At 60.6% G+C, this 12,409-nt stretch carries 13 protein-coding genes; 3 read left to right on the top strand and 10 right to left on the bottom strand.

What is annotated here, in order from left to right; all coding sequences use genetic code 11:
• Positions 1 to 227: 227 nt before the first annotated feature.
• Together I6E73_RS12300 and I6E73_RS12305 are read right to left on the bottom strand one after the other, a co-directional pair.
• Positions 228 to 1,721 carry a cell wall metabolism sensor histidine kinase WalK gene (locus tag I6E73_RS12300; RefSeq protein ID WP_197125962.1) on the bottom strand — a complete coding sequence of 498 codons (1,494 nt, stop codon included), beginning with the start codon at positions 1,719 to 1,721 and terminating at the stop codon, positions 228 to 230.
• Complete coding sequence (locus I6E73_RS12305; protein ID WP_197108016.1) at positions 1,718 to 2,470, bottom strand: response regulator transcription factor; 753 nt, start codon at positions 2,468 to 2,470, stop codon at positions 1,718 to 1,720. The genes I6E73_RS12300 and I6E73_RS12305 overlap by 4 nt, the downstream gene beginning before the upstream one ends.
• A gap of 177 nt (positions 2,471 to 2,647) precedes the next feature.
• On the opposite strand from I6E73_RS12305, the gene I6E73_RS12310 reads away from it, so the two are divergent.
• On the top strand, positions 2,648 to 4,156 hold the full coding sequence (locus tag I6E73_RS12310) for an ABC transporter permease (RefSeq protein WP_197125963.1): 1,509 nt from the start codon (positions 2,648 to 2,650) through the stop codon (positions 4,154 to 4,156).
• Positions 4,157 to 4,191: 35 nt separating this feature from the next.
• On the top strand, positions 4,192 to 4,863 hold the full coding sequence (locus I6E73_RS12315) for an ABC transporter ATP-binding protein (RefSeq protein WP_197125964.1): 672 nt from the start codon (positions 4,192 to 4,194) through the stop codon (positions 4,861 to 4,863).
• Between the two features lie 36 nt (positions 4,864 to 4,899).
• Here I6E73_RS12315 and I6E73_RS12320 read toward each other — a convergent pair whose 3' ends face one another.
• Together I6E73_RS12320 and I6E73_RS12325 are read right to left on the bottom strand one after the other, a co-directional pair.
• On the bottom strand, positions 4,900 to 6,231 hold the full coding sequence (locus I6E73_RS12320) for an MATE family efflux transporter (protein WP_197125966.1): 1,332 nt from the start codon (positions 6,229 to 6,231) through the stop codon (positions 4,900 to 4,902).
• A gap of 6 nt (positions 6,232 to 6,237) precedes the next feature.
• Positions 6,238 to 7,776: a hypothetical protein gene (locus I6E73_RS12325; protein WP_197125967.1), complete on the bottom strand. Its 1,539-nt coding sequence runs from the start codon at positions 7,774 to 7,776 to the stop codon at positions 6,238 to 6,240.
• 138 nt (positions 7,777 to 7,914) lie between these two features.
• Here I6E73_RS12325 and I6E73_RS12330 point away from each other — a divergent pair, with 138 nt between their 5' ends.
• A complete protein-coding gene (locus I6E73_RS12330; RefSeq protein WP_197108572.1) occupies positions 7,915 to 8,517 on the top strand; it encodes a YqaJ viral recombinase family protein in 603 nt (200 codons plus the stop codon).
• A 22-nt stretch (positions 8,518 to 8,539) separates the two neighbouring features.
• Here I6E73_RS12330 and I6E73_RS12335 read toward each other — a convergent pair whose 3' ends face one another.
• The 6 genes from I6E73_RS12335 to secE form a co-directional block, all read right to left on the bottom strand.
• Complete coding sequence (locus tag I6E73_RS12335) at positions 8,540 to 9,208, bottom strand: DUF998 domain-containing protein (RefSeq protein WP_197125969.1); 669 nt, start codon at positions 9,206 to 9,208, stop codon at positions 8,540 to 8,542.
• A 3-nt stretch (positions 9,209 to 9,211) separates the two neighbouring features.
• Positions 9,212 to 9,763 (bottom strand): GNAT family N-acetyltransferase, encoded by a 552-nt coding sequence (locus I6E73_RS12340; protein ID WP_197125970.1) that lies wholly within the window; start codon positions 9,761 to 9,763, stop codon positions 9,212 to 9,214.
• A 110-nt stretch (positions 9,764 to 9,873) separates the two neighbouring features.
• Positions 9,874 to 10,563 carry a 50S ribosomal protein L1 gene (rplA, locus tag I6E73_RS12345; protein WP_197108030.1) on the bottom strand — a complete coding sequence of 230 codons (690 nt, stop codon included), beginning with the start codon at positions 10,561 to 10,563 and terminating at the stop codon, positions 9,874 to 9,876.
• Complete coding sequence (gene rplK, locus I6E73_RS12350) at positions 10,563 to 10,994, bottom strand: 50S ribosomal protein L11 (RefSeq protein ID WP_100389473.1); 432 nt, start codon at positions 10,992 to 10,994, stop codon at positions 10,563 to 10,565. The genes rplA and rplK overlap by 1 nt, the downstream gene beginning before the upstream one ends.
• Positions 10,995 to 11,080: 86 nt before the next feature.
• The gene (gene nusG / locus I6E73_RS12355; protein WP_197108032.1) at positions 11,081 to 12,061 is read right to left on the bottom strand and encodes a transcription termination/antitermination protein NusG; all 981 of its coding nucleotides are present in this window, start codon (positions 12,059 to 12,061) and stop codon (positions 11,081 to 11,083) included.
• Between the two features lie 57 nt (positions 12,062 to 12,118).
• Positions 12,119 to 12,400 carry a preprotein translocase subunit SecE gene (gene secE, locus I6E73_RS12360; protein WP_197108034.1) on the bottom strand — a complete coding sequence of 94 codons (282 nt, stop codon included), beginning with the start codon at positions 12,398 to 12,400 and terminating at the stop codon, positions 12,119 to 12,121.
• Between the last annotated feature and the right edge of the window lie 9 nt (positions 12,401 to 12,409).

The raw sequence follows: 12,409 nt of genomic DNA on the forward strand, positions 1-12,409 counted from the left end.
AGTGGCTGGAGAAAAGAAAAAGCTCCGATCCTACTGCGCTAACACAGAGGCACGGAGCTGAGTTGCGGCCAGAACTGGCCGAAAAACTACTTCACACACCTGCGCTGGCCTTCGTTTTCACGAACTTCGATCACACACACTTTCGCGCATGCAAACGACCGGCGGTCTTTGGCTTCGATAAGAGTACGTGATGGGGAGCATCTGCGCAAACCAGCAGAAGCCCTCAGCTAAAGAACAACGCCCGCCGGCAGCTCAATGCGGAATACCGTATTGCCAGGCTCACTCGTAACTGAGCTCGAACCGCCATGCGCCTCGATTACCGCAGCAACAATAGCGAGGCCCAGCCCAGTGCTCCCCGCAGCGCGCGAGCGTGAACTGTCTCCACGTACGAAGCGTTCGAAGACCGTCGCCTGCAACTCATCAGCAATGCCAGGACCGGTGTCTCGGATTTCGATGACGGCGCGATCTGCCTCCAACGTCAAACACGCGGTAACCGTGGTGCCCGCGGGAGTATGCACTCGCGCATTGGCGAGCAGGTTGGCGACGACCTGATGCAATCGGGCGTGGTCGCCGCTGACCACTATCGAGTCATCCGGAAGTTCAAGCTCCCACACATGGTCGGGGCCAGCCACATGGGCATCCCCGACTGCGTCAATCAGGAGTCGAGAGAGATCGACAGAGGCATGCTCGACTGGCGCAGCTTCATCGAGGCGGGCCAACAGGAGCAAACTTTCAACGAGACCGGTCATGCGCACGGACTCTGACTCGATGCGTCCGATCGCGTGAGCAACGTCATCCGGAATCTCATGGCCACCCCGGCGGGTGAGCTCGGCGTAGCCGCGGATCGAGGCTAGAGGCGTGCGCAACTCGTGGCTCGCATCCGCCACAAAGGAACGCACTTTCTTCTCACTGGCTTCACGAGAGGAGAGAGCGGATGCCACATGCTCCAGCAGCCGGTTGAGAGCGGATCCCACTTGCCCCACTTCGGTGCGCGGGTCGGCGTCATCGGCCGAGACTCGTTCTGCGAGCGCGACAGCACCGCGATCAAGTTGGAGCTCAGACACCCGTGTTGCGGTGCTCGCGACTCGCTCAAGCGGGCGAAGGGCGAAGCGCACGGCGATCGCGCCAGCAAAAGCGGCAATCAGAATCGCGAGGAGGCCGATTCCGATAACAAGCATCGTGAGTTGAAGTACCGTCGCACGCACATCAGATAACGGCAGGGCGACAATGAGGGATTCCCCGGTTGCCGCATTGTGCGACGCGATAGCCCGATAGTCGCCGAGGTCGCCGCCCAAAGAAACAGTCGTGGGTTCGTCAATTTCTGCAAGTGACGCCAGAGCCTCGAGTTGCTCCTCTGTGAGCGGCGTCGAGGCTCCTCTGTTGCCAAGAACACCCGCCGTGGTCTGACCACTGGAGCTTACGAGTCCCGCAATAGTTCCCTCGCTTTGCCCCGGGAGCGCAAGGTAATCTCTTGCTGGTGGCGGCTTAGCCGGATCGTTCGATTCACGAATATCGAGGGCACCCTGAGAACGATTCGTCGCTGACTCGAGCTGATCATCGAGCCGATTCACGAGGAAGCCCTGAAGGGCCAACACACTCACAACACCGATAAGAATCGCGGCAAGCGCAATGAGTGCAGCGCTGCCAAGCACCAAACGCTTGCGGAGACTCAGCGGTGGACGCCGTGTGCCCGGAGCCCGGACCTCTCGAGGTCTGGTCATTCCGGAGCTCGCAGCATGTAACCAACCCCGCGCACGGTTTGGATCATGGGCGGGCCAAGAACATCGACCTTCTTGCGAAGGTAAGAAATATAGATTTCGACCACGCTAGCTTTGCCCCCAAAGTCGTAACTCCACACCCGGTCGAGGATCTGGGCTCGGCTCAGAACTCGACGTGGGTTACGCATAAGGTACCGCAACAGTTCAAACTCGGTGGCCGTGAGTTCGATCGCGGTGCCGGCGCGGCTTACTTCATAGGTGCTTTCATCGAGACTCAAGTCGCCGACTTCGATGATGGGGTTAGCCTCCCCCGAGATCGTGAGCGCTGAACGACGGAGCAGTGCCCGCAATCGCGCAACAAGCTCTTCGAGGCTGAACGGCTTCGTGACGTAGTCGTCGCCGCCCACCGTGAGACCGGCAATGCGGTCGTCAACGGAGTCTTTGGCGGTGAGAAAAAGAATCGGGGTTTGGATGCCATCCGCCCGCAAGCGAGAAAGCACCGAGAGGCCATCGAGGCCAGGAAGCATGATGTCGAGAACGACGACGTCTGGCTTGAACTCGCGGATGGTCGACAGCGCTTGTGGACCATCGGACGCGAGCCGAACATCCCACCCCTCATAGCGCAGCGCCATCGAGAGTAAATCGGTGAGCGAGTCTTCATCGTCGACCACAACCGCACGAATAGCGGTTCCATCGGCGCGGCTGAGGCGCGGTTGAGCCTGGACGGCGGGGAGGTGGTGTGACTGGGTCATGTCGTCTAGTTATTCGGAGTTTCCTATGAAATTTCTGTGCGCCATCGATGCAACTGCCACACGTCCACGGGCTTACGACCTTCAAAGCCCACTCTCAGCCTTGCCATAGAGCCCTGATAGACGACGTTTCTAGGTTTGTGTCAACTACCGCACCGTCCGCATCACCCGAGGAGACCCATGTTCGGAACGTACCTGTATCGAGAGCTCAGCAATCGACGCAAACAAACAGCCATTATCGCGGCCGGAATGGCTCTTGCCATTGCCCTTGTCATGATCGTCAATGGAGTAGCCGCCGGCGTCAAGGATGCCCAAGCTACCGTGCTGGCCTCGGTCTACGGCGTCGGCACCGACATCACCATCACGCAAGACCCCGCACAACCAGTCGAAGGCGAAGAAGGCCAGACGCAACAACAGCAGCCCCGCTTCGAATTCGGCGCTGATGACGGCGAAACGACAGACGGCACCACCGCCATCAGCCAATCCCGCCTCACCAGCGGCATCGCCAGCACCACCTTCGATGCGGATGCCCTCACCACAGCACAGGGCCTCGACACCGTAGCCGCAGCCACCGCCACTCTGGCCCTCACCAACGTGAGCTTCAGCGGCGAAGTAGCAGCGCCCGATGCCGCAACCGAACAAGGCACAGGACAGGAAGGTGCAGTGCCAGGAGAAGGTGCAGCACAGGGCGGCCGCGGCGGCCCAGACGGAGCAGGCGGAAGCGCCTTCGACGTTGATACCTTCACCGTCACCGGAATTGACGTTGCTGGCGAAAGCGTCGGCCCACTCACCTCCGTAGAACTTGTCGACGGCCGCGCCTTCGAGACGAGCGACAGCGACTCCAACGTCGTCATCCTCGACACGAGCTACGCCACCACGAGCTCACTCGCCGTCGACGACACCCTCGAGATTGGTGGCGAAGAGTTCACCATCATCGGAACCGTCACCTCTACCTCGTCTGACGCGACTACGGCATCCAACACCTACATTCCGCTCGATACCGCCCAGCGTGTAGCTGACCTTGAAGGTCAGGTCTCCACTGTCTACGTGCAGGCGGCAAGCTCCACAGACATCGCGAGTGTTCAGTCAGCACTGCAAACTGCGCTTCCGGATGCCTCAGTGAAGACCCAAGAAGACCTCGCCTCGAGCGTTTCTGGTTCGCTTTCCACCGCCTCCGACCTCGTCGGAAAGCTCGGAACGTGGCTGTCGATCATCGTGCTCGCCGCTGCCTTCCTGATCTCCGTACTGCTCACCACGTCGGGCGTCGCCCGTCGCACTCGTGAGTTCGGAACTCTGAAAGCAATCGGCTGGAACAATGGCGCCGTGGTGCGTCAAGTTGCCGGCGAATCACTCGTGCAGGGCGCCATCGGTGGAGTGATCGGAGTCGTCGTCGGTTTGCTCGGCATCCTCTCCATCAACCTCATCGCTCCGGTGCTCAGCGCGAGCGCAGTCGCCACAACAGCGGTCGCAGGCCAGGGTGCCGGTCAGGGCGGAGGCGGAAACCGCTTCGGTGATGCCGCAACCACCGCAGCCGCAACGACCGATATCGCTCTCCAGATTCCCGTGACCTTCGGAATCATCGGCATCGCTGTTGTTCTCGCCATCGCGGGAGGCCTCATCGCCGGAGCATTCGGTGGATGGCGTGCAGCGCGACTGCGCCCGGCCGAAGCTCTCCGCAGCGTCGCCTGATCCCCCGCACCCTGTAGATCTCAAGGAGACTTTCTATGTATGAACTCAACGAACTTACAAAAACCTACGAAACCAAGCGGGGCACGGTAACGGCCCTTAACAAGGTGAGTTTGACCATCCCGACCGGACAGATGGTGGCCATCCAGGGCCCCACCGGTGGTGGCAAATCAACGCTGCTGCAAATGTTGGGCGCGCTCGAACGCCCCACCAGTGGCACCGTCACGCTCGGCGATGACGAACTATCGAAGATGCCGGATTCGCGGCTCGCAGAAATTCGCGCCCGCACCATCGGGTTCGTCTTTCAGGGCTTCAACCTCATCCCCACCCTCACCGCTCAAGAAAACGTGGAGACCGCACTAGCGCCTCTCGGGCTCTCAAGCCAGGATCGCAAGAGTCGAGCCACGGCGGCTCTGGAAAAAGTTGGACTTGGCGAGCGTCTCACCCACCACCCTTCCGAGCTCTCGGGTGGTCAACAACAACGTGTTGCGATCGCGCGCGCCCTCGTCAAAGAGCCGACCGTGCTGTTGGCCGATGAGCCGACAGGGAACCTCGACGAGCAGACCCGTGACGAAATCATGGAATTGCTCGAGGGGCTGTGGCGGGATCAGGGCCTCACTCTCATCATCGTCACCCACGACTCAGCCGTCGCGAAGCGTGCCGAGCGCCGACTGACGCTGAAGCACGGTGCGGTGACCGAGAAGAAGTAGCAGGGTCGTATCCCTCGGACGGGCGGCGCGCGGTCGCTAGCGCGTCGCCCCAGGGATCAGCCAGCGATCGCCTCGCGCACGGATGCCCAGAGTGACAGCGCGGGCACCGATATAGCCGAGACCAAACGCGAACCACAGGGCCACGATTGCGGACACGGCTGTGAAGTGTGCCGTGTCGACCCACCACAGCAGGGGCACGTAGACCGCCAGATTGATGAGGCCAGTGAGCGCCAGATAGCGCGCATCCCCCGCGCCAATTAATACGCCATCGAGGACAAACACAAAGCCCGCGATCGGAATGCCGAGGGCAAGCACCGGCAGAAGCGCCGCCAAGCCGCTGTGCACCTCTGGGTCTGAACTAAACGCAAAACCGATCCACGGTGACGACACAAGAACCATGACTCCGAGAACGACACCGCTGCCGATTCCCAGCTCGATAAGGCGCCGCGTTATGGCACGCGCGCGCGGGAGGTCGCTCGCCCCCAGTTCTTTACCGATCATCGCTTGCCCGGCGATCGCGAGCGCATCAAGCACAAAGGCGAGCGTGGCGAAGATGGTGAGTGCGATCTGAACCGTCGCAAGCTCGGGCACTCCGAAGCTCGTGGCGACGGCTATCGTGGCGAGCATCGCTGCCCGTAACGAGGCAGTGCGCAATAGAAGCCAAGCTCCTGCATGGCCAGCCAACAGCATGCCTGTCGCGTGCGGTCGCAGCCGGGCACCCTCGCGACGGGCAAGAGTGACGAGCATCACTAGGTAGGCGGCAGCCATACCCCAACTTGCGACGACGGTGCCGATTGCTGACCCTGCAACGCCCCAGCCGAAACCGTAAATGAAGAGTGTGTTGAGCAGCGCATTCGAGACAAACCCGGCAACGGCAACCACGAGCGGGGTGCGCGTATCCTGCAATCCCCGCAGCAATCCGGATGCCGCGAAGGTGATGAGCATCGCGGGCAAGCCCAGGATCGAAATTGACAGGTATTCGGTGGCGTAGCCGACGACACTGGCATCCGGGTTGAAGAGGCTAATCAGCCAGGGAGTGGTGGGGATGCCGACCGCCACGAGCACGACGCCGAGTGCGATGGCCAGCCACACGCCATCAACGCCGGCGGCGACAGCACGCGCCCGATTGCCGACCCCCAGCCAGCGAGCGACTGCGGGAGTGGTGGAATACGCCAAAAAAATGAGGAGCCCGACGGCCGTCTGCAGCACAGCACTCGCGACGCTCAAGCCGCCAAGTTGGGCACTGCCGAGGTGCCCCACGAGGGCGGTGTCGGTGAGCAGAAAGATCGGTTCCGCCACAAGCGCGCCCAGCGCCGGCACGGCAAGGCGGCGGATGTCACGATCAAGTGGAGAGTGCAGCAATCCCACGGTTGTCTAGTCTGCTGCGCTATCGGTCGCGTCTGCACCCGCGGACGGTGAAGTGTTCTTCGGTACAGGCTTTTTCGGCGCGGGCTTCTTTGGCGCAGGCTTCTTTGGCGCAGGCTTCTTTGTGGCTGGTTCGCTCGCGGCCGGCTTTTTCGCGGCCGAATCGCTCGTGGTCGGCTTGCTTGCGGCTGGCTGGGGCGCACGCTTTTTCGCTGCTGGTTTCGCTACAGCGGGCTTCGACGCTGCCGTGGTCGCTGTAGCTGTCGCTGTCGCGGACTGTGAAGTGGGTTTCGCCAGAGTCTTCGCCGTCGTCTTCGCCGCCGCTTTTCTAGGCGCTGATGTCGATGCCGTTTTTGGCTTCGCTTTCACGGGAGTCTTCGGCGCTGCCGGGGCGGAAGTTTTCTTCACCGCAGTTGTCGTGGCCTTAGCAGCGGATGCCTTCGCCGGAGTCTTTCGTGGCGTGACCGTCGCAGCGGGCGTCTTCGGAGCTGCCGCTTTCTTCGAGGGCGCCTTTTTCGCTGGTGTGTTCTTCGCGGGGGCCTTCTTCGCGGGGGCTCGCTTCGCGGCAGGTTTCTTCACTGCGGCGGTTGCCGCCTGTACTCCAGCAACCTCCTCCGCAATCTCGCTCTCAACCGCGATCTCATCGTCAACAGAAGTTGGCGGCGCTGTGCCCGCGGGCACAGCGGTCTCTAACGCAACATCCGATTCCGTGGCGTCGCTGTCGCCAGCCGAGGCGGCTTCGTCGATAGCTTCGCTAATGTCGGCTGCCGGTCCGTCTCTTGCCGCGCGACGTTCGCGGCGTTCGCGCACCTGGCCAACGACCGTCGGAATCAGCAGGACCAACAACACCACGACGATTGTCGTCACGATCAGCACCACAGACTGCACTGAGCCTTGGTCAGGCTGTGGCGTCTCGTCGACGACCTCAACGAGGCGCGTGGACACGATGGGCTGGTATGCCTCGAGCGTCATTTCTCCCGCTACTTCGCTAGAGCCACGAACAAGGGGCGTGATCACACCGTCAAGGAGGCTGAACCAGGCACCGGTCTCGGGTTCCTGCACAAGGGTTGCATCGTCGTCGACATCGTCAAGTGCAAGCGCAACGCCGGGGCGGCGAATGAAGTCAATCATTTCGGGGTCAACGGTCGCGGGATCAATGCCGATCATTGCGACGCCGACGGGCTCTTCTCCGATTGTCACCGGGACCATCCAACGGTTTACGTACTGCACCGGAGTCTCTGTCGATTGGCCCGAGTGATAATCGTTCGACCACAAGAAGACGCGATCAATGGCTCCGAGCTCGATTCCATTGGTGAAATCTAGTCCGCTGCCGCGTTGATTCTGCCCGAAAAACTCTTCGAGTTCCAAGAGCAACCCGTCATCAGCGTTGGCGAACAGCGTGACATCCGGCGGCGTCGAACCCACGGATGCCGAAGCTCCCACAACTGGAACCAGCGTCACGATTGCCACCATTGCAGCCGCTGCTACTCCGACCCAGCGACGACGGAAGCTCGGGGTTGACGCTGTGTCGGGGTGCATGGCTGGCATGGGCCTAGTCTGCCAGTTCGTACCGGCATTGAATGCGCGGACGCGTGCCTCGTGGCCACTTAGCAGCGACGAATCCCTCCTTTCTCTGTCGTGCGCGCACGCTATGCCACCGGCACGGGAGACAATAGGGGTGTGACTATGCAACCGGAACTCGATCTTTGGGAGCCGGTTGCGCCCAATCATCGCGACCGCATTGTTGCCCATTCTGAGGATCGAGTCGCATGGCTTCGTGCCCGCAGTCGTGGCGTGACAGCAACGGATGCCGCCCGCCTAGCCACTGAACAATCCTTGCGTGCGGTTGTGGAGAGCAAGCTTCTCGGCTCCGGTTTCAGCGGCAACGCATTCACTGATCATGGCCGCGCTCGGGAACCAGAAATCGCACGCTGGGTGCTGGGTGCGCACGGCATCCAGTCAAGTTCGGCGCTCTATCACGCCCACGATCAGCCCCTGCATTTAGCAACCCCCGACGGCGTCTCGGTGCTTGATGGTTCGCTCGTTCTTTCGGAGATCAAGACGACGGCGAAAGCGTGGCGCACCATCCCGCGCTCGTACCTGCGTCAGGTCTGGTGGCAACAGTATGTGCTGGGCGCTGACCGCACGCTCGTAGTGTGGGAGCAACACACTGACTTTGTTCCCGTGCATTCTGAGCCGAAGTGCCAGTGGGTTGAGCGCGACGAAGATCAGATCCACACCCTGGTGGGCTTGGCCGATCGACTGCTCGATCTCATGCGAGCACCCTAGCCCTCTGTACTCAGCGAGCTCGTTACTCGCGTGCATTCCGTGACAGCGCGCGAGCAGCAATCACTGTGCCGAGGATGATGAGCCACGCAATCGCAATCGTCGTGGCAACAAATTCAAGCCTGCTGCCGAGCACAACCTGAAAGCGGAAGAGCGAAAAGAGCCCACCCGTTCCCGCAATTACTGCGACCGCAACGGCGGTGATGAGTGACATTCTGGCGAGCACACGGTGTTCCCGCGCGAACGAGGTTTGGATCATCGCCCAACATGCTGCTGCGAATGCAATGACCGCCGCCATGGTGTGCGTGAAGTCTTGCCAGGTGAAACTCGGGCCGTAGGGCAAAGGGCAGCCAGAAGTGCAGGTCACTTGCGATGCAATTAGGAAGAAGCCGCACCCCACCCAGAGAGATAACGCTGGCGAACCGACAGAGAGCAATGGCGGCCAGGCGCGCACCCGTCGGGCGCTCCACGCAACTGCTGAGCCACCGCCCACAATGAGCAAGAGCGCGATCTCAAAGGCGGCCGCTGTAGGTTCGCCTTCCGCCCCCAACTCGCTGACATACAGCTCTCGGGGCACCATGAGCCGAGACGCCCAAATGACGACAAGCGCGATGCCGACAGCGACACTGCCGACGACGGCAGCGACTCCCTCAATGGCAGCGGTTGACACGCGCTGCGGCGCAATAGTAGTCATTGGCTACTGGGCGGACAGCGGTTCGTTGAGCGAAAGCTGACGCACGAAGTCGTCTTCCCAGCGCTCTCCGACCAGAAACTTTTTGGTGCCGGCGAGCTCGAAGCCCATCTTTTCGTAGAAACGATTGGCGCGAGCATTCTCCTGATTCACGCCCAGCCACATCCCGGCAAAGCCTTGATCGCGAGCCCACGCGATTCCCGTACCGATCAACGCGGGCGCGACGCCAGCGCCGTGAAAGAGGCCGAGAACGTAGCATTTACTGAGTTCTACTGTGGGGTGAAGGGTAAGCACCTGGGCGACATCCGGATCACTGGGCTCGGCGGCAGAAAACAGCGCGTAGCCGGCGGGCTGGCCATCTACCTCGGCGAGAAGAACCTCGCGGGCAGGGTCAGTGAGGTAGTGACGGAACGCCGATACCGAAAGGTGTTCTGCGATGTAGGACGCGATCGCGTCGAGCGTTGTTGTGGCAGGGCACGCCAACGGAAAAGTCTGGCGAGCGATCTCGTGGAGCAACTCGGCGTCACTCTCGATAGCGCGGCGAACAGTGGTGGTCACAACAAGGCTCCCTACGGCAGATACTGACCAGCATATTCCCCAAGCACAATGCCTAGGGAATGCAAAAAACGGGGGCCGGCGCAAGCCGACCCCCGTTCATTTAAGCAGTATTAGATCGAGTTGATGTCGACCGGGATGCCAGGACCGAAGGTGGTCGAAACCGTTGCCTTCGTGATGTAGCGACCCTTGGAAGAGCTGGGCTTTGCGCGCAGAACCTCGTCGAGCGCTGCCTTGATGTTCTCGTCAAGCTGCTCAGCCGTGAAGCCAGCCTTGCCCACGATGAAGTGAACGTTGGAGTGCTTGTCAACGCGGAATTCGATCTTTCCGCCCTTGATCTCCGAGACAGCCTTTGCGGTGTCAGGGGTAACCGTTCCGGTCTTCGGGTTTGGCATGAGGCCACGCGGACCAAGAACCTTACCCAAACGACCAACCTGGCCCATGAGCTCGGGGGTCGAAACTGCTGCATCGAAGCTGGTGTAGCCAGCGGCTACCTTCTCGATGAGCTCCGAGCCACCAACCTCGTCAGCGCCAGCAGCGATTGCTGCTTCTGCTGCAGGACCGGTTGCGAAAACAATAACGCGAGCAGTCTTACCCGTGCCGTGAGGCAGGATAACGGTGCCACGAACCATCTGGTCAGCCTTGCGAGGGTCTACACCCAAGCGAAGAGCAACCTCAACGGTGGAGTCGAACTTCTTCGAGCTCATTTCGCGAGCAACAGAGACAGCCTCGGTGGGCGTGTAGAACTTGCCCTCTTCGAGCTTCTCAGCGGCGGACTTGTATGCCTTGGAATTCTTGGACATTATGCCTCCACCGTGATTCCCATCGAGCGAGCGGTGCCCGCGATGATCTTCATTGCGCCGTCGATGTCGTTGGCGTTGAGGTCAGCCATCTTCTGCTCGGCGATCGTACGTACCTGGTCTTTGGTGAGCTGCGCAACCTTGACGGTGTGCGGCGTGCCCGAACCCTTTGCAACTCCAGCAGCCTTCTTGATGAGCTCTGCTGCCGGCGGGGTCTTGAGGATGAACGTAAACGAACGGTCCTCGTACACAGTGATCTCTACCGGGATAACGTTTCCACGCTGAGCCTCGGTAGCGGCGTTGTACGCCTTGCAGAACTCCATGATGTTAACGCCGTGCTGTCCCAGCGCAGGCCCGATGGGCGGTGCGGGGTTAGCGGCGCCGGCTTGGATCTGAAGCTTAATCAGACCTGTAACCTTCTTTTTCGGTGCCATTGTGTTTCCTTTTCAGTACGAACTGACCCGTGTGGCCAGCTCTCCCGCACCCGAAGGGCGCGGTGGTTTTTTAGGGGCGTAAGCCCTTAAAGCTTGGTGACCTGATCGAAGCTGAGCTCGACCGGGGTCTCGCGCTCGAAGAGGGAAACCAGAACGATGAGCTTTCCGCTCTCCGCCTTGATCTCGCTGATCGAACCGGGAAGGCCCGCGAACGAACCCTCCTTGATGGTGATGGTCTCGCCGATTTCGAAGTCGATCTCTGCGGGGATAGCGCGTGCAGCGGTCTTGCTCTTCTGCGATGCGCCCTTAGCAACAGGAGCTTCAACGATCTCAACAAGGCTCTTTAGCATGTTGAATGCTTCTTCGAAACGCAGCGGTACGGGGTTGTGGGCGTTGCCCACGAAGCCAGTAACACCGGGAGTGTGACGAACAACCGACCAGCTGTCTTCGTTGAGGTCCATGCGAACCAGAACGTAGCCGGGGATGCGAACACGGTTAACGAGCTTGCGCTGACCGTTCTTGATCTCGACAACATCTTCCATCGGAACCTCGACCTGGAAGACGTAATCTTCCATCGCCATGGAAACCTTGCGGTTCTCGATATTGTGCTTGACGCGCTTTTCGAAACCAGCGTAGGAGTGGATGACGTACCACTTGCCTGGCTGCAGGCGCAGATCCATGCGGAATTCGGCGTACGGGTCGACCTCAACCTCTTCGCCCTCGACTGCCTCAGCAGCGTCGGTGCCTTCCGCTTCAGCGTCATCCGCTGCTTCGTCATCGGTTGCAGCAACAGAAGCGTCAGCCTCTGCAGCGTTATCGATGTCGAGCGCGTCGTTTACTTCAGCATCTGCTGCAGGGTCGACTGCGGCATCCAGAGCCTCAAGGAGACCAGCAAGATCGGCGTCGACATCAGCCGAGTCGCCTTCAACGTGCATTGCCTGGTGCTCGGCGGAGTCTTCTGAACGCTCTGCCGCAGCCAAGGTGTTACCCGTCTGCGCCTCATCCTCCTCGGAGGACTGCTCTGCTGCCGTAGCGAGCTCGGAGTCTTCGCGGTGGTTCTCGGACACTAAATCTCTTTTCGTTGCTCTGCAGTTCGGCCGTAACCGCTGCGGTTTATGAAGGGCTTAGACGACCAGGTTCGGGTCGCCGAACAAGAAGTTCACCAACGCGCTAAACCCAAAGTCGAGGGCCGAAACGATACCCATCATGATGATGACGAACACAAGAACAACGAGAGTAAAGCTGACCAGCTCGCGCCGAGTCGGAGTTACTACCTTCTTGAGTTCGTTAATAACTTGGCGGATGAAGAGTGTCATGCGGCCGAAGGGTCCACGACGCTGCGCGCTCTCCTTCTTCGCCTTGGCGACGACGTCCTCGCTGGGCTCGTCTACGTCTTTCTTGGCCACTCTTACTAC

The sequence above is a fragment of the Salinibacterium sp. SWN248 genome (assembly GCF_015864575.1).
Taxonomy (GTDB): Bacteria; Actinomycetota; Actinomycetes; order Actinomycetales; family Microbacteriaceae; genus Rhodoglobus.